A 16,957-nucleotide genomic window follows, 5' to 3' on the forward strand; every position below is an offset into this window, starting at 1 on the left:
TGCTGGTTCCGGGCTTTGGGATTTTGCTGCGGTCGGCGCCTGTTTGGTGAACGTCGGACGCCGGGGAATGCTAGCTCGCTTATCGCTTCATCGCCACCCGGAAGACAAACGCCACCAACGCCACGAGGCGCTGAGCATTTGGGTAGGGGCGGAGAGATTCATTTCGGATTCGCGTGTCTGTCTGTATGCGTAACTGCGTGCGTATCTGTCAGTGTGGCTTGCCGTGGGATGGACGCTGTTTCAGGGATGGCCCCGGAGGGTGGCCCCTGGTCAGGCACCGTTCCGCGCGATCCACTGCGCGGCTTCGACCAGCGACGACACTATACCATCGACGTCCAGCGTGCGCACATCCACGCCTTCGTTGTACCCGTAGGGCACCACCAGCACGCGGGTGCCCGCGTCGCGGCCGGCCTGCGAGTCATTGAGGGAATCGCCAATGGTGACGGCGCGTTCCGGGCGCACGCCCAGCAGCGTGCACGCATGCAGCATCGGCTGCGGATCGGGCTTCTTGCGGGCGCAGGTGTCGCCGCACACGACCGCGGCGAAGAACCCCGCCAGGCCGGTGCGCTGTAGCAGCGGTATCGTGAATTCCGTCGGCTTGTTGGTGACGACCGCCAGCTTGAGGCCCTGGTCGCGCATGGCCTTGAGGCCGTCCAGCACGCCATCGAAGATTTCCGCTTTGTCGCCATTCACCAGGTGATAGTGCTGGTAGAACGAGGCGCGTCCGCGGGCGAACAGGTCGGGATCCAGCGCATCGTGCTCCTGCGAACCGGCCAGCGCGCGCTGCACGAGCCGGTCCACGCCTTTGCCCACGAACGTGGCGATGACATCTTCGCGCAGGGGCGGCATGCCGAGCTCGACGCGCATCGCGTTGGCGGCCGTCGCCAGGTCGGGCACGGAATCCAGCAGGGTGCCATCGAGGTCCAGCAGGGCGGCTTGGAAGAATTTCATGGCGGGTTTCCTTCAGGCCCGGAATTCAGGCCGCGCTTCAGGCTGTACTTCAGGCTGCACTTCAGGTCGCACTTCAGGCCGACAACGTGCCGGCCTGGGCGATCTGCTCGCGCATCGCGCCGATGATCTTGGCGTAATCGGGGTGGCCGAAGATAGCCGATCCCGCCACGAAGGTATCCGCGCCCGCCGCGCGGATTTCCGCGATGTTGTCCACCTTGACCCCCCCGTCGACTTCCAGGGCGATGTGCTGGCCGCCTTCCTGCGTCCAGCGGTCGATGCGGGCGCGCGCTTCGCGCAGCTTGTGCAAGGCCGAAGGCAGGAAGCTTTGTCCGCCGAAGCCGGGGTTCACGGACATGATCAGGATCACGTCGAGCTTGTCCATCACGTAGTCCATGTGGTCCAGGGACGTGGCCGGGTTGAACACCAGCCCCGCCTTGCAGCCATGGTCGCGGATCAGCGACAGGGTGCGATCGACGTGGCGCGTGGCTTCGGGATGGAAGGAAATGATGTTGGCGCCGGCCTTGGCGAACTGGGGCACCAGTTCATCCACCGGTTCCACCATCAAGTGCACGTCGATGGGCACTTCGACGTGCGGCCGGATCGCGGCGCAGACCATGGGCCCTATCGTCAGGTTCGGGACGTAATGGTTGTCCATGACGTCGAAGTGGATCCAGTCGGCCCCTGCCGCGACGACATTGCGGACTTCTTCCCCAAGACGGGCGAAATCGGCGGAAAGGATGCTGGGCGCGATACGGGTGGCCGGTGATAAGAAGGACATGGTCGGCGGCATTCAAGGGATAATGTGCCAATATTGTAGTTCGCCGGGATCGGCGCCCGTCGCCGATTTGGCATGCACGCGCGGCTGCCGCTCCGGCGGCAAGCCGCCATCGATTCAACCGACCCACCCTAAAGGCCGGAAAGCCAGTGAAACCCTACGACCTTACCGTTGCTGTCGAGCCGCGCTACGTGGCGGAGCAGTCCAATCCAGGGGAACAGGAATATGTTTTTGCCTATACCGTGCGCATCACCAATACCGGAGAGCATCCGGCGCAGGTGATCAGCCGGCATTGGATCATTACGGACGGCAACCAGCGTGTCCGGGAAGTGCGCGGCCTGGGCGTGGTCGGCCAGCAACCGCTGCTCGCGCCCGGCGAAACCTTCGAGTACACCAGCGGCTGTCCGCTGCCCACGCCCGTGGGCACCATGCGGGGCAGCTACCATTGCGTCGGTGAAAACGGCATTCCCTTCGAGGTGCCGATCGAGGAATTCCTGCTGGCCATGCCGCGTACCCTGCATTGATACCTCCGCCCGCGCGTTCGTCGCGGGCACCCCCAGATACTGTCCCCCTCTAGATGAAGCACTCCTTGTACCGCCTGGTTCCGCTTGCGCTGCTGGGCATCATCCTGGCCGGCTGTTCCACTGTCGAAAACGGCATCCCGCCGGAAGAGGCCGCCGCTACGCCGGGCGCGGGCACGGCTGTCGCGCCTGCCGCCGAATCGCCGCTGGTGGTGCCGCCCTTGTCCAGTCTGCCCGACACGCCGACCCGGCCGCTGGTCGGCCGGTTCCAGCGCGTCAACTACAGCGATATTCCCGCATGGCGCGACGACGATCTGGCGCAGTTCTGGCAGGTGTTCCTGCGCAACTGCAAGGGCTTGATGCGGCCAACCTCCGGCAACCTGACGCTGCCGGCGCGGGCCACGCCGCGCGCCTGGCAGCCGGTGTGCGCCGCCGCCATCGATCCATCCCGCCGTCCCGTCGCCACCGATGCCGAAAGCGTGCGTCGCTTCCTGCAGACGTATCTGCAGCCCTGGCGCCTGCTGGCGCCGGATGGCAAGCCGGCATCGAATATGGTCACCGGATACTACGAACCGCTGGTGCGCGGCTCGCGCGTGCAGGGCGGGCTGAACCAGTGGCCGCTCTACGCGCCGCCCAAGGATCTGCTGACCATAGACCTGGGGTCCATCTATCCGGAGTTGGCCGGCAAGCGGGTGCGCGGCAAGCTGGACGGCAAGCGCGTCGTGCCGTATGACACCCGCGCCGAGCTCGACAGCAATCCCGCGCGGCGTCCGCCGGCGCTGGTATACGTGGACGATCCGGTCGACAACTTTTTCCTGCAGGTGCAGGGCTCCGGCCGGGTCCAGCTGACGGATGGCCCTGACGCCGGCAAAACGATACGTGTGGCCTACGCCGATCACAACGGCCAGCCCTATGTCTCCATCGGCCGCTGGCTGGTGGACAAGGGCGAATTGACCGCGGACCAGGCTTCCATGCAGAACATCCGCGCTTGGGCCCAGCGCAATCCGCAACGGGTGCGGGAGATGCTGAACGCCAATCCGGCGGTGGTCTTCTTCAAGGAGGAGGCCGTTACCGATCCGGAGGCGGGCCCGCGCGGCGCCTATGGCCTGAGCCTGACGGCGCGCAGATCGATCGCGGTGGATACGTCCTTCGTGCCGCTGGGCACGCCGGTTTTCCTGGGCACCACCTGGCCGGGCTCGGACCGTCCGCTGGAACGCCTGGTGTTCGCCCAGGACACGGGCACCGCCATCCGCGGCGCCGCGCGCGCCGACTTCTACTGGGGCTACGGCGACGCGGCGGGCCAGATGGCGGGCCGCATGAAGCAGCGTGGCCAGATGTGGATTTTGTGGCCCAAGCAGGCCGGGGAGCCCAGCGCGCGATGAAACACGGAATTCTCGTATGCGGCGCCGGCATCGTCGGCCTGGCGACCGCCCTGGCGCTGGCGCGCCAGAAGCAGGCGGTGACCGTGCTGGCGCCCGTCGCCGCCGTGCCGCCGGCTCCGGCTGAGCACTACCACCCGCGCGTGTACGCGATCTCGCCAGCCAGCCAGCGCTTCCTGGCCGCGCTCGGCATCTGGGATGCGCTGCCGGCGGCGCGCATCGCGCCGGTCGACGCCATGGAGGTCCACGGCGACGCGGACGGCTCCGTCACCCTTAACGCCTGGCAGGCGGCGCAGCCCCACCTGGCCTGGATCGTCGAGGCTGCTGAAATCGAGCGGGTCCTGGCGCAGGCGGTACGCCTGTCCGGCATCCCGTGGATCGCCGATCGCTGCGCCGGCTTCGAAGCCGGCGCCGTACTGACCGAGAACGGCGCACAGCTGCGCACCGATCTGGCGATAGGCGCGGATGGCGCCGGGTCGCCGCTGCGGTCGGCCGCCGGCCTGGCCCAGCATTCCAGGCCTTACGGGCAGGTCGGCCTGGTCACCCATCTGGATGCGGCGCTGCCCCACCACGGCACGGCCATGCAATGGTTCCATGACGAAGGGGTGCTGGCGCTGCTGCCTTTGCCCGACACGGCGCGCGGCCCGCAGGTGTCCATGGTCTGGTCGGCGCCCACCGCGCGCGCGCAGGCTTTGCAGGCGCTGCCCGCCGAAGCGCAGGCGGACGCGGTGGTCGCGCACCTGGCGGCGGTGACCCAGGGGCGCCTGGGCGATCTGCGCATGAATATCGGCCTGCACGGTTTTCCGCTTTTCCTGGAGCACGCGCAAATGACCGCTCCGGGCGTGGCCTTGGTGGGGGACGCGGCGCACCGCCTGCACCCCCTGGCGGGGCAGGGCTTGAACCTGGGGCTGGGGGACGCGGAGGCGCTGGCGGCGATCGTCGCGCGGCGCGAGCCCTATCGCGCCGCGGGCGATGCGCGTGTCCTGCGACGCTACCAGCGCGCCCGGGCCGAACCCGTGCTGGCCATGCGCCTGGCGACCGATGGCCTGCACAAGCTCTTTACCAGCCGGGCCGCTCCAGCCGCCTGGCTGCGCAATGCCGGCATGCGCTGGGTGGATGCCGCGCCCCTTTTCAAAAGGCTGCTGATCGAGCAAGCTTCCGGGCGGTGAACCCGCGTGCCCGGCCCCGGTCGAAGCCCCCGGGGCCGGCTTTGGGCGCCCTCGGCCCGCTGCCGATGCCGGGTGGCTGGCCCGGACCATTCGCCCCCCGGGGCGGCCGGCGACGATACGCGCCGGTTGACGCCGGTTCCTGCCGGCAAGTTTCAAGGAGTCGTACATGATTACCCGAGCCTGGCTTTCCGCCATTCGCGCCGCGGCGGCCGCCGCGGCCACCATCCTGGCGGTTGCCGTCCTGCCTGCCCCGGCCAGCGCGGGCGACAAGGTCACTTCCACCCAGTCGGCGGGTCAACCCCAGCCGGGCCAGACGGTGACCAGTACAGCGGGCGCCGGTCCCGCCGCCAATGTCACCAGCGGCCCCAACCCGGGTGAAAAGGGGATCAGCACGGCGACGGGCCAGGGCGGCGGCGCCGATACCGATCAGGTGGGGGCGCTGTTCCGCCAACGCTTTCCGGACCTGACCATCACTGCCGTGCGCCGCACGCCTTACGGCCTGTACGAGGTCCAGGTGGGCATGGATCTGATCTACACCGACGCAAAAGTAGGCTGGGTGATGGAAGGCCCGCTGATCGACGCGTCCACCCGGCAGGACATCACGCGCGAGAGGCAGGAGCAGATCGGCACGATCTCTTTCGATCAGTTGCCCTTGAATCTGGCCGTCAAGCGGGTGACGGGCGACGGCTCGCGCGTCGTCGCGGTCTTCGAGGACCCCAACTGCGGCTACTGCAAACAGCTGCGCCATACGCTGGAAGACATTCCCAACCTGACCGTCTACACCTTCATCTACCCCATCCTGGCGCCGGACTCGCGCGTCAAGGCGCGCGATATCTGGTGCGCGCAGAAGCCGGGACAGGCGTGGGATGACTGGATGGTGCGCGGCAAGCTGCCCGAGGCCGCCAACTGCAATGCGCCGATAGACCAGGTGCTGGCATTGGGCCAGCGGCTGATGGTGCGCGGAACGCCCACGCTGTTTTTCCCCGACGGCAGCCGGGTCAGCGGCGCGCTGCCCCCGGATGAACTGCTCGCGCACCTGAATAAATCATCGAAGAAGAGCGGCTGAGCGGACACGCTGCTCCGGACATCCCCATCCATCCACCAGGAGACGGCATTGAAGATTGCCATTCTTGACGACTACCACGGCGTGGCGAAGGACTACGCGGACTGGGCCTCGCTCGGGCCGCAGGCCAGTGTGCAAGTATTCCGCGAATATCTGCCCGAAGGCCCCCAGCGGGTGTCCGCGCTGCAGCCGTTCGACGTCATCGTGATCATGCGCGAGCGTACGCCCTTCCCGTCGGACCTGATCAATGCCTTGCCCAATCTCCGCCTGCTGGTCACGACCGGGTTGCGCAACAATTCCGTCGACCTGGCCGCCTGCAAGGCACGCGGCATCGTGGTGTCCGGTGCGCCGGGTTCGGAAAATGGCCTGAACGCCACGGCTGAGCTCAGTTGGGCGCTGATCCTGGCCCTGTTCAAGAATATCTGCACGGAAGACGCCAACATGCGCAAAGGCCTGTGGCAGACCGGCATGCCGGTCTCGCTGAAGGGGCTGCGCCTGGGCGTCGTGGGCCTGGGCAAGCTGGGCAGCGCCCTGGCCCGCGTCGGCCGCGCATTCGATATGGATGTGGTGGCATGGAGCCCCAACCTGACACCCGAGCGTGCCGAAAAGGGCGGCGCCCGCTACGTCGACAAGCAGGAGTTGTTCGCGACGGCCGATGTCATCAGCGTCCATCTGATCCTGTCCGCTGCTACGCGCGGTGTGGTGGATGCGGCCAGCATCGCGGCCATGAAGCCCACGGCTTTTCTGGTGAACACGTCGCGCGCCGGTCTGGTGGATCAGGATGCGCTCATGGACGCGCTGCGCAACCGGCGCATCGGCGGCGCAGGCCTGGATGTCTACCCGGTCGAACCGCTGCCCGCGGATGACCCCGTGCGGCAGTTGAAGAATGTCGTGCTGACGCCGCACCTGGGCTATGTCAGCGCCGACAACTTCAAGGCTTTCTATCAGAACGTGCTGGAGGCCATCAAAGCCTGGGCCGCCGGGTCGCCTATCCGCACCTTGTGATGCGGCGGTGGGGCCTGGTATGCCGGGGCTCGGTAGCCCGGCATACCCTTGCCGCCGCCGGTTGTCCGCCGCCGGCGCCTTAAAGCGCCGGCGCGGTTTCCACGGAATCCAGCGCCGCCGGCGGCGCCTCGCGTGGCGCGGTGCGCTCGCGCAGCTGCACCGCATGTTCTTCGCGGCTGCGCCATATTGCCCCGTGCACGCGGCTCAGCGCCACGGGATCGTCCAGCAGCTTGATTTTCTGCGGCTCGGACAGGGCATCCACCCCGTACTCCATGACATGGTCGACCTGCTGGCGGCGGAAAGCTTCATTCAGCGCATTGGGCCTGTGTCGCGCGGTCGCCATCGCGCAGGCCAGCGCGTTGACTCCCGGATCGACCACGGCATCCTCGAAGTCCGGCACATGTGCTCCGCTGCGGTTCTGCGCCGTATAGCGGCGCGTCGCCTGCAATTCGGTGGGCGGCTGCGTTTCCTCCGGAATGCGGAAGAAGCGGGCCAGATAGGCGCGCCGCCCCAGGTCCACCCGGCTGGAATAGACCGAAAGCGGAATAATCAGCAGCAGCGCGGCCAGAATGGGCGCCATCCAGAACAGGAAGACCGGATTCAGCCACGCCACCAGCGCCGCCCAGCATATGCCCAGCAAGGTCTGCGACCCATGGCGCTTGAAGGCGTCGCCCCAGGTCGTCTGGTCATTGTCCCGCGCGGGTGAAATCCACTTGGCCGATATGCCCAGGAAAGCCGCCACGACGAAACGCGTGTGAAACAGCATGCGCACCGGCGCCAGTAGCATGGAGAACAATACCTCCATCAGCATGCTGGACAAGGCCTTCTGCCGGCCGCCGAACAGGCGCGAGCCGCGCGCCCACACCAGCAGGACGCCCAGCACTTTCGGCAGGAACAACAGTACGGCGGTGGTCGAAAACAGCGCGATGGCCTTGTCGGGATGCCATTGCGGCCAGATCGGGAACAACTGGCGCGGCTCGACGAAGTACTGCGGTTCCGTCAGGGTATGCACCGCCAGCAGCGCCGTGGACAGCAGCAGGAACAGGAACCAGAGGGGCGCCGACAGATAGGACATCACGCCCGTCAGGAAGACCGCCCGGTGCACCGGATGGAAGCCCTGGATGAAGAACAGCCGGAAGTTCATCAGGTTGCCGTGGCACCATCGCTGGTCGCGCTGCAGCTCTTCCAGCAGATTGGGCGGCAGTTCCTCGTAGCTGCCCGGCAGATCGTAGGCGATCCATACGCCCCATCCGGCCCGCCGCATCAGTGCCGCTTCGACGAAGTCGTGCGACAGGATGGCGCCCGCGAAGGCGCCCTTGCCCGGCAGCGGCGCCAGCACGCAATGCCGCATGAAGGGCGCGAGGCGAATGATGGCGTTATGGCCCCAGTAGTGCGATTCGCCCAGCTGCCAATAATGCATGCCGGCCGTGAACAGCGGGCCGTAGACCCGCGTCGCGAACTGCTGGATCCGCGCGTACAGGCTATCCATCCCGCTGGCCTGCGGCGCGCTCTGGATGATGCCGGCGTCCGGGCTGGCTTCCATCAGCTGGACCAGGCGCTTCAGGCACTCGCCGGTCATGACGCTGTCCGCGTCCAGCACGATCATGTAGCGGTAATTACCGCCCCAGCGACGGCAAAAATCGTCGATATTGCCGCTCTTGCGCTTGACGCGCCGGCGCCGGCGCCGATAGAAGATACGGCCGAAGCCCTTGACCGCCTTGCACAGGTCCACCCACGCGCGCTGTTCCGCCACGCAGATGTCGGCCTTGTAGCTGTCGCTCAGGACAAAGATGTCGAAGCGGTCGAGCGCATCGGTCTGCGCCAGCGATTCATAGGTCGCGCGCAGGCCCGCGAAGACCCGCGAGACGTCCTCGTTGCAGATCGGCATGACGATCGCCGTGCGCGCCGACCGGTCGATGGGGGCGTCCTCCATGCCGCGCGCCGAAATGCTGTAGCGGTCGCGACCGATCAGCAATTGCAGGAAGCCCATCATGGCGGTCCAGAAACCGGCCGACACCCAGCAGAACAGCAGGGCGAACAGGAACAGGATGCCGACTTCCAGGATCTGCTTGCCCTGGTAGGGCAGCACGCCCTTCATGTAATAGGTGGCGATCACCGTCTGCAGGGCGACCATGGTCACCAGGCACATCCGGCGCCGGCTGCCGGCCTGGCGCCAGCGGGGGTCCATGCGCGGCGCGGTCGCCATATAGTCGTCAGAGATATTGGGAACCTGTCCGCGCATGCGGCGCCAGAAACGCACCATGGGATTGGGTACCCAGGGCTCGGGCGACATCGGCGTGCGATTCAAGGGCGGCGCCGATGCAAGACAGACGCCCGAGTCAGGTAGCTGCCGCGCCATGCCGGCGATATCGGGATCGTCGCCTTCGGCCACGCGCAAGCGCTCCAGCCCCGAGGCCAGCACCGGATCGCCGCCCAGCGTGTCGTCGCCGGCCAGAGAACGGTGTACCGCGTCCAGGGCGGACCGGCCTTCGCCAGCCGCCGCGGCCGCGCGTTCCTGCGTGGCGGCTCGGGTTTCGGGCGGAAGCGCCAGGCGTTCGAGGTAGTCTTCGACCGCGTCGGCGCCCGGCAGGCTGTTATTTGGCTTCAGGTTCATTCGGAATGCGATAAGTCCAGGTTTCCGACAAGGGCGCTTGACCGTTCGTCAGGAAAGCCCGCATTTCCACCGGCTTGGTGGGATCCTTGATATTCACGCGCAGGGTCAGGCGCCGTCCGCCCGTCACCGGGTTCGGCCGCACGCTGTTTTCCACGATCTGGCCATTGCCGTCGACCCAGGTATCCGCCGTAATGGTGGCGTCCGGCGCCAGCGACTGCAGGGACGGTCCGACGAAGTCGATGATGTAGGCGATGCTGCCGTCCGAACGGCGGATCAGGTCGGGGCCCTTGACCTCGTCGCGCGAGCGGCGCGTTTGCATGACCCAGGCCAGCGGCGTGTCGTGCACCTTCTTTTCATCCAGCGTCCAGACCATCCGGTAGCTCAGGTCCAGCGGGTCGCCCTTGGACGGTTGTTTATCCGGTACCCAGAAGGCAACGATGTTGTCGTTGGTTTCATCTTTCGTGGGAATTTCCACAAGCTGCACGCTGCCTTTGCCCCAATCGCCCTGCGGTTCTATCCACAGGCTGGGACGTTTTTCGTAGCGGTCGTCCAGGTCCTCGTAGCGGCTGAATTCGCGGCCGCGCTGCAGCAGGCCGAAGCCGCGCGGGTTCTCCACGCTGAAAGCGCTGACGGCGAGCCGGCGCGGATTGACCAGGGGGCGCCACAGCCATTCGTCGCTGCCGGTATGGATGGCCAGGCCGTCCGAATCGTGCATTTCCGGCCGGTAGTTCACCACTGGCGACGGCTGGTTGGAGCCGTACAGGAACATGCTGGTCAGCGGGGCGATGCCCAGGCGGCCCACCTGGTCGCGCAGGAAAACGCGCGCCTTCACATCGACGATGCTGTTGGCGTCGTTGGGGCGCAGCAGGAACCGATAGGCGCCGGTGGCCCGCGGCGAATCGAGCAGCGCGTAGATGGTCAGCGTGGTGTCTTCCGGCGACGGGCGCGCGATCCAGAACTCGCGGAAGCGTGGAAATTCCTCGCCGGACGGGAGTGCCGTATCGATGGCCAGGCCACGGGCCGACAGGCCATAATTCTGGCCCTTGCCGATCACGCGGAAATAGCTGGCTCCCAGGAAGGAGGCCAGTTCGTCGTCCTTCTTGTCCTTGCTATTGACCGGATACAGCACGCGGAATCCGGCGAAACCCAGGTTTTTCAGGGCCGCGGTATCGAGCTTCAGATTGCCATAATCGAAGTCGTCAGGGTTGAATTTGATTTCATGCACACCCGCCGCGTCGATTTCGTTGATCTTGACCGGCGTATTGAAATGCATGCCCTCGTGATAGAAACCCAGGGTGAATTTGGTACCCGCATTTCCCCAGTACAGGTGGTCGTTCCTGAACCGTACCTGCTGATAACCGGCGAATTTCAATTCCTGCAGGGAATCCGGAAGATTGGGTTCCGGCGCCTTGTAGCTTTGGTCCGCGAGATCGCGGGCCTGCTTCATGACGTCAAAGAAAGAAAACGCGTGGGCGGATTGGCCGATGCCCATGCCGGCAAAGGCGGCCATCGACAGGCAAAGCGCGGACAGTGCGCCGGTCAACCGGCGGGAAGAATACGCAAACACGTGGGATTGCCTCTGGCTCCAAGGGTGGGGCGGAATGCATGTGACAGCGCGATTTTTGCACAATGTCCCACCCGATTGGGCCGGCATCCTGTCAAACCTGAAATAATTTTTTGCGCGCCGCCAAGGCGGAATCAACCCGGGTTTTTCATAATCGCGCCTCGATAATGGCCGCGGATTGCGGTCCTTTATTTGGGGTTCGACGCCGTCGTTTCGCGGCCGGTGTGAAAAGGGCGGCGGCCGCCCGCCGCGGCCTGCCCGGATTCAGGCAGGTACGGCGGGCGCGCACTCAGTCGTCGAAATCGCCGGTACCCAGCGTGGTCACGCCATCGGTCGGGGTGTTGAAAGCGGCCGCGGCAACCATCTGGATTTTGTCGCAGCCGCGCTCGAAGGCGCGCAGCAAGGCGCTGCCGGAGTTATCTTCCGCGCCGAAATATTCACGCAGCGCGTCTCCGGAAATCTCGAATTGGCGATCCTCCCCATTCCGGGAAAGGGAAAAGACGATGACATCGTCCTCGACCCGTGCGTGGGTCTTTTGCGCAAACGTCCCCATGCTTGCTCTCCATACGCGTTGCGCACACCGCCGCCAGGCAAGTCGCCTTGCCTGGCTGTGGATTCGCGGTGGCGGATATGGAATGCCGGCCCTTATCGGAATTGGCCGGCCGGAAGGGCTGTACTACTTGCCCGCGCCGGTCGCGGGAACCGACTTCGACGGCTGCGCGGAGCCAGAGGTCGACGTATCGCCGCCCATGCTGCTGGAGTTGCGCGTGCCCGAGTGCGTGCTGCCGCTCTTGTTCTTGCTATGGGAGCCGTTGTGCATGGTGGAGCCGCTGCGGTTGCCGCTCTTGTGCGTGGACGTGCCCATGCCGGTGTTGGACTGCGGGGTAGCCGTCGAGTTGACCGGCGGCGACGCCGTGCCCGGAGGAACCTTGGGATTGTTCGGCGGGGTCGCGGTGGAGTCGTTCGGCGTCGTGGACGGCGTGGTGGGAGCGGACGACTGGGCGTAAGCGCCACCCGCGGCGAGCAGGGCCGCCAAAGTCAAGGCGGGCGTGAGACGGCGTAGCTTCATGTGAATCTCCTTGCCGGTTGATGGAACCGGGCAAGGAGCAAGCAGCGTGCCCCGGTCGGGCCGCACGGGCTGGCGGTCGGGGATCCGCGTGTGTCTAGCGTCCCTGCGATGCGAGCTTATTTTCGCTCGCGCGCCCAGGCGCGTTATGCGTGCTGGCTTTATTCATGGCCGCGGACTTGGCGGTCCCCGTGGGACGGCGCCACAGCGCTATCAATTCGGCCCAACGCCGCGGCAGCAGCGGCACGTCCCGACGAACCGCGGCCCTGCGGTCCAGATACGGGCGCATCTGCTCCCCGATAGGGGCGGATAGGTACTGCTGGAGGGGGGTGCTGAGGTTGCTCATGGTAAACACCGATTGCGTTTCTGTAACCAACATTATAGCAAGCCGCCGGCAATCGCCTAGGGCGCGGCTGCGCGTTTCCCCTAAGTGTGGCGTCTGGAATACGGTATACAATGTTCCGTAATGGCACTTCGTTCCGAAGCGCCGACTCAACAACGCTGAATCAGGAGCCCGCCATGGCCGAACTCATGAGCCGAGACGTATTTCGCACTGCCCTGGAAAACGCCATCAAAGGCAAAAGCGCCAACGCGTCGCCTTTCAGCATCGCCTGGGCGAACGGCAAGCTCAGCCGCGAACATCTGTGCCGGTGGGCGGAAAACCATTACCACTATGTCGGCCCGTTCGCCGACTACCTCGGCTATCTGTATGCCCGGACCCCGGACGGTTATACGGAGGCGAAGGACTTCCTGCTGGCCAACATGTACGAAGAAGAAATCGGCGGCGACCGGCACACCGACCTGTTGATCCGCTTTGCCGAGGCCTGCGGGACCACGCGCGAGCGTGTGACCAACCCCGACAATATGTCCCCCACGACCAGGGCGCTGCAAAGCTGGTGCTATGCCGTCGCGATGCGCGAGGATCCCATCGTCGCCGTGGCGGGACTGGTGGTCGGCCTGGAGTCGCAGGTGCCGTCCATTTATCGTAAGCAGACTCCTACGCTACGGGATAAATACGGTTTCACGGACGAAGAGATCGAGTTCTTCGACCTGCATATCGTGTCCGACGAGATCCACGGCGAGCGCGGTTATCAAATCGTCCTGGAGCATGCCAATACAGTGGAATTGCAGCAGCGCTGCCTGAAAATCTGCGAAATCGGCGCGCAGATGCGCCTGCTCTACACCACGGCGCTGTATACCGACTACGTCCAGCAGGATATTCCGCTGCCCGAGTTGCAGATGGCCGCCTGACACCAGGTCCCGCCATGCCTACCGTCGTATTCCACAAAGCCGGCCAGACCTATACCGACGTTGTGCAGGACAACGCCAACCTGGTGGTGCGCGCCGGCATCAAGCGATTCCCCTATCCGCATCTGCGCTACGAGTGCGGTATGGGCAAATGCGCCAAGTGCGCCTGCCGCGTACTGGCGGGGGCCGAACACCTGCCGCCGGCGAACTGGAAAGAGAAGAAGCAGTTGGGCGAGCGGTTGGAGCAGGGTTACCGGCTGGCCTGTCAGTTGTGGCTGACGGCGGATATCGAGCTGGCCCAGGATGATGGCGAAGCATGATCGACGCCGCCCCAAACCCGCCCCTGGAACGCGCCGCGGATGGCTACGTGGTGCTTACCAGCAAGCCCGGCATCTACCGCAGCGAGCCGCCCTCGGGCGCCTCGGTCGTCGAAACCTACGACTACGCGTTCTACGGCAAACCCACGGCTGTGTTTCAAATCGTCAGGCTGGCGGCCGATGCGCGGGTGCGGATCGTGGAAGAGGCGCCGCCCCATACCGTGAACGTCGTGCCCGTGCGCGTAATGGAGCGATATGCGCTGCTGGAAGATGCCCGGCGCGCCCTTGGCGATCTGGTCACTTTCGGCACCTTGCAGGCCACGCTGATCAAGCGCTGAAGGCGCGCGCGGCTTATCCCGAGTTCAACCGGGGCTTACCTCCAACATGATAGAAATCACCTTTATTACCAACGGCGGCAAAGTGGTGTCCGCGGCGCCCAACAGCAATCTGCTGCGTGTCTCGCTCAAAGAGAAAGGCGGCATCCCGTTCAAGTGCGGCGGAGGCCTCTGCGGCACGTGCAAATGCCTGATCGAAGAGGGGCTGGAGAACACGGACGCCGTCAAGCCCAAGGAGCGCCGGCATCTGAAGCCGGAGGAGTTCGAGCAGGGTTACAGGATGGCCTGCCAGACCTTCGTGAATGGCAATATCAAGGTTTCCTGGGCCGGCCGGCCGGAATAGCGTGTTGCCGCCGATCTTCTAGCCGACCGCGCGGGATTGCTGGGCGTCCACATAGGCCTTGGCGGCGTTGTGGACGTGCTGGCTGGCCAGCAACGCCGCCAGATCGCCATTGCCGGCGATTACCGCATTCAGAATTTGCGCGTGCTCATCCCAGTTCTGCTTGGCGCGCCGCATATTGCTGGGAGCGAACAGCAGCGCGGTGCGATCGCGCAGCGAACGCATCAGGTCTGTCAGCACGACGTTGCCCGCGATGGTCGCCAGCATTTCGTGGAATTCGGAATTCAAGGCCAGGAAGCGATCCAGGGTATCGGCGCGCGCGGCCGTGTTGCCCGCTTCCAGAAAGGCCTGCAGCCGCGCCACCGTTCCCTGGTCCCGCCGTTGTGCCGCCAGCTTGGCGTTCAGGCCTTCAAGCGTTGCGCGGACCTCGATCATGTCGTGCGCGACGTCGTCCGAGAGCACCGACACCGACGCTCCCCGCCGCGGCTCGATGGTGACCAGGCCTTCCGCGGCCAGCGCACGCAGCGCTTCGCGGACAGGGATGCGCGACACGCCCATTTCGTCCGACAGGCGCCCTTCGACCAGGCGGTCGCCCGGCGTGAACTCGCCGCTCAGGATGCGTTCGCGGAGCTGGTCGCGAACGACCGCGAACAGCTGAGGGTGCTGTTCGCCGATCTTGAGGGGGCGGGCAGTTGCCGCCGCGGAGTTGTTCATTGCCGGTGATGATGGATTTGAAATGGACATGACGGCGTGAAGACGGGGCGGGTGTTTCGTGGTCATTGTATTACTCCCTGTGCCGCCAAGCAGGCGGGTGGCGGCGATGTCGGGCAGTATTTCTGTATATGGTATTCCATAAAGGCCGGGGACCGCGTGGATTCCCCCGTCCCGCGGCCGCTAGCCGGGCATATCGTATTCCCTAGGGGCGGCCAAAGCCCATTGGCGGAGCATCATATGCCATATAGTATACAGTCCGTATGAACAACACAGTGCCGATACGGCAGCAAGGGGATAGTGATGCATACGGACGTGGTGCTCAATGCGTCGCATTGGGTGTATTTGATAAGTGTGGCGGCCATCATCCTGACGATGGTCTTGCGCGCCAATGTGGTGGTGCCGTCCGTGATCGGTACCTTTCTGGTGGTGCTGGCTATCACCGGCAGTCCCATTAGCGCCCTGATCGGCATCTTCAACGCCAGTTTCGTCGCCGCCAAGGAGCTGTTCAACATCTTCCTGGTCATTACCTTCATGACGGCGCTGCTGAATGCGCTGAAGTCCATCCAGGCCGACGTGCGCATGGTGCAGCCCATGCGCCGCATCATGCGAGGGGGACACGTTTCCTACTTCATCATCGCGGCCTGTACTTACGTAATCTCGCTTTTCTTCTGGCCCACGCCCGCCGTGCCGCTGGTGTCGGCCATCCTGTTGCCTGCCGCTATCGCCGCGGGGCTGCCGCCGCTGGCGGGCGCCATGGCCATTGCGATCGCCGGCCAGGGCATGGCCTTGTCCTCCGACTATGTCATAGGCGTGGCGCCCGGGATCAGCGCGAAGGCCGCGGGCGCCGCGGTCAGCGCGGCCACGGTGGCTGATCGCGCGCTGGTCCTGTCGTTGATCACCGGGGGTATCGCGCTGCTGGTCACTTACTTCATGATCCGTCGCCATATCGTACCCGGCAGCGCGGCCTTGCTGGACGCCTGGCAGGCGCGCGCCCAGGACGGGACGCTGGCGCAAATCGAATCCGAAGGCAGCTTCGACAAGGCGGAACTCGCGCGCGGCACCAGCTACGATGAACCTCCCGGCACGCCGCCGCGGCGCGCCGCCACGCCCGAGGAAGCCCGCCGCATAAAGTGGTCGCGCGCGTTCGCGGTGATCACGCCGTTGGCCTTCCTGGGCGTGATCGCCATCATGGTGCTGCCGCGCATCGTGCCGGGCCTGCCGGCGCTGCGCGGTGGCGATGCGGCGGCATTGGTCGGCGGTGTCGCGGTCGCGCTGATGATGCTGGTGACGCTGGCGGCGGAAGGACCGCGCCGCATGCTGGACGTTTGCCCGGATCACATCACGGACGGTTTCGTCTTCGCCTTCAAGGCCATGGGCTCGGTCCTGCCGATCGCCGGATTCTTCTTTATCGGCGCGCATGACACGGCGGCCCAGATATTGGGTATGGACAATGCGGCGGCACCGGGTCTTCTGTTCGAGATCATCGCGTCCGCGCAGCAGTTCATCCCATCGAATCACTTCCTGGTGGCCTTCGGGGTACTGATCGTCGGCATGGTCACCGGGATAGATGGATCCGGGTTCGCGGGCCTGCCCCTGACGGGAACGCTGTCCGGCGCGCTCGGTCCCGTCGTGGGCATCGATCCCGCGACGCTGGCCGCGGTTGGCCAGATGGGCGCGGTCTGGACCGGCGGCGGCACGTTGATCGCCTGGTCCTCCTTGATTGCCGTCGCCGGCTTCGCGCGCGTGCACGTGCTGGAGATGGTGCGCGCCTTACTGCTACCGGTGGTGCTGGCGCTATTCGTTTCCACGATCTGCGCGATTTTGATCTGGCAGTAGGCGAGCCTGGTGCGCGCCGGCGGATAAGCTGGCACGCTCCGGATTACAGTATACAATGTG

At 65.5% G+C, this 16,957-nt stretch carries 17 protein-coding genes; 10 read left to right on the forward strand and 7 right to left on the reverse strand.

Annotation, left to right across the window (positions count from 1 at the left end; genetic code table 11):
- Positions 1-270 precede the first annotated feature (270 nt).
- Both ACNA0R_RS02155 and rpe read right to left on the reverse strand, forming a co-directional pair.
- Positions 271-951: a phosphoglycolate phosphatase gene (locus ACNA0R_RS02155; RefSeq protein ID WP_415824237.1), complete on the reverse strand. Its 681-nt coding sequence runs from the start codon at positions 949-951 to the stop codon at positions 271-273.
- A gap of 73 nt (positions 952-1,024) precedes the next feature.
- The gene (gene rpe / locus ACNA0R_RS02160; protein WP_415824238.1) at positions 1,025-1,741 is read right to left on the reverse strand and encodes a ribulose-phosphate 3-epimerase; all 717 of its coding nucleotides are present in this window, start codon (positions 1,739-1,741) and stop codon (positions 1,025-1,027) included.
- Positions 1,742-1,875: 134 nt separating this feature from the next.
- Between rpe and apaG the strand changes: the two genes are divergently transcribed.
- From apaG to ACNA0R_RS02185, 5 genes are all read left to right on the forward strand, one after another.
- On the forward strand, positions 1,876-2,250 hold the full coding sequence (gene apaG / locus ACNA0R_RS02165; RefSeq protein ID WP_415824239.1) for a Co2+/Mg2+ efflux protein ApaG: 375 nt from the start codon (positions 1,876-1,878) through the stop codon (positions 2,248-2,250).
- Positions 2,251-2,315: 65 nt separating this feature from the next.
- Positions 2,316-3,629, forward strand: a complete 1,314-nt coding sequence (gene mltA, locus ACNA0R_RS02170; protein WP_415824464.1) for a murein transglycosylase A — start codon at positions 2,316-2,318, stop codon at positions 3,627-3,629.
- Positions 3,626-4,795, forward strand: a complete 1,170-nt coding sequence (locus ACNA0R_RS02175) for a UbiH/UbiF family hydroxylase (RefSeq protein ID WP_415824240.1) — start codon at positions 3,626-3,628, stop codon at positions 4,793-4,795. Before mltA ends, ACNA0R_RS02175 begins: the two co-directional genes overlap by 4 nt.
- A 166-nt stretch (positions 4,796-4,961) precedes the next feature.
- Entirely contained in the window at positions 4,962-5,861 is a 900-nt protein-coding gene (locus tag ACNA0R_RS02180; RefSeq protein ID WP_415824241.1) for a DsbC family protein, read from the forward strand.
- A gap of 48 nt (positions 5,862-5,909) precedes the next feature.
- A complete protein-coding gene (locus tag ACNA0R_RS02185; RefSeq protein WP_415824242.1) occupies positions 5,910-6,863 on the forward strand; it encodes a D-2-hydroxyacid dehydrogenase family protein in 954 nt (317 codons plus the stop codon).
- A 79-nt stretch (positions 6,864-6,942) separates the two neighbouring features.
- On the opposite strand, the gene mdoH is transcribed toward ACNA0R_RS02185, so the two are convergent.
- From mdoH to ACNA0R_RS02205, 4 genes are all read right to left on the reverse strand, one after another.
- A complete protein-coding gene (gene mdoH / locus ACNA0R_RS02190) occupies positions 6,943-9,477 on the reverse strand; it encodes a glucans biosynthesis glucosyltransferase MdoH (protein ID WP_415824243.1) in 2,535 nt (844 codons plus the stop codon).
- Positions 9,458-10,987: a glucan biosynthesis protein G gene (locus ACNA0R_RS02195; protein ID WP_415824465.1), complete on the reverse strand. Its 1,530-nt coding sequence runs from the start codon at positions 10,985-10,987 to the stop codon at positions 9,458-9,460. The genes mdoH and ACNA0R_RS02195 overlap by 20 nt, the downstream gene beginning before the upstream one ends.
- A 343-nt stretch (positions 10,988-11,330) precedes the next feature.
- Positions 11,331-11,594: a DUF1488 family protein gene (locus ACNA0R_RS02200; RefSeq protein ID WP_415824244.1), complete on the reverse strand. Its 264-nt coding sequence runs from the start codon at positions 11,592-11,594 to the stop codon at positions 11,331-11,333.
- A 123-nt stretch (positions 11,595-11,717) separates the two neighbouring features.
- The gene (locus tag ACNA0R_RS02205) at positions 11,718-12,110 is read right to left on the reverse strand and encodes a hypothetical protein (RefSeq protein ID WP_415824245.1); all 393 of its coding nucleotides are present in this window, start codon (positions 12,108-12,110) and stop codon (positions 11,718-11,720) included.
- A gap of 516 nt (positions 12,111-12,626) precedes the next feature.
- Here ACNA0R_RS02205 and ACNA0R_RS02210 point away from each other — a divergent pair.
- Genes ACNA0R_RS02210 through ACNA0R_RS02225 form a run of 4 tightly spaced genes read left to right on the forward strand, consistent with a single transcriptional unit; the run spans position 12,627 to position 14,350 of the window.
- The gene (locus ACNA0R_RS02210; RefSeq protein WP_415824246.1) at positions 12,627-13,358 is read left to right on the forward strand and encodes a TenA family transcriptional regulator; all 732 of its coding nucleotides are present in this window, start codon (positions 12,627-12,629) and stop codon (positions 13,356-13,358) included.
- A 14-nt stretch (positions 13,359-13,372) separates the two neighbouring features.
- Positions 13,373-13,675 (forward strand): 2Fe-2S iron-sulfur cluster-binding protein, encoded by a 303-nt coding sequence (locus tag ACNA0R_RS02215; RefSeq protein ID WP_415824247.1) that lies wholly within the window; start codon positions 13,373-13,375, stop codon positions 13,673-13,675.
- On the forward strand, positions 13,672-14,010 hold the full coding sequence (locus ACNA0R_RS02220) for a ferredoxin (protein ID WP_415824248.1): 339 nt from the start codon (positions 13,672-13,674) through the stop codon (positions 14,008-14,010). Before ACNA0R_RS02215 ends, ACNA0R_RS02220 begins: the two co-directional genes overlap by 4 nt.
- Positions 14,011-14,056: 46 nt before the next feature.
- Positions 14,057-14,350: a 2Fe-2S iron-sulfur cluster-binding protein gene (locus ACNA0R_RS02225; protein WP_415824249.1), complete on the forward strand. Its 294-nt coding sequence runs from the start codon at positions 14,057-14,059 to the stop codon at positions 14,348-14,350.
- Between the two features lie 18 nt (positions 14,351-14,368).
- On the opposite strand, the gene ACNA0R_RS02230 is transcribed toward ACNA0R_RS02225, so the two are convergent.
- On the reverse strand, positions 14,369-15,091 hold the full coding sequence (locus tag ACNA0R_RS02230; protein ID WP_415824466.1) for a GntR family transcriptional regulator: 723 nt from the start codon (positions 15,089-15,091) through the stop codon (positions 14,369-14,371).
- Positions 15,092-15,361: 270 nt separating this feature from the next.
- On the opposite strand from ACNA0R_RS02230, the gene ACNA0R_RS02235 reads away from it, so the two are divergent.
- On the forward strand, positions 15,362-16,897 hold the full coding sequence (locus ACNA0R_RS02235; protein ID WP_415824250.1) for a hypothetical protein: 1,536 nt from the start codon (positions 15,362-15,364) through the stop codon (positions 16,895-16,897).
- Positions 16,898-16,957: the final 60 nt, after the last annotated feature.

Source organism: Bordetella sputigena, from assembly GCF_965137885.1.
GTDB lineage: Bacteria > Pseudomonadota > Gammaproteobacteria > Burkholderiales > Burkholderiaceae_B > Bordetella_C > Bordetella_C sputigena.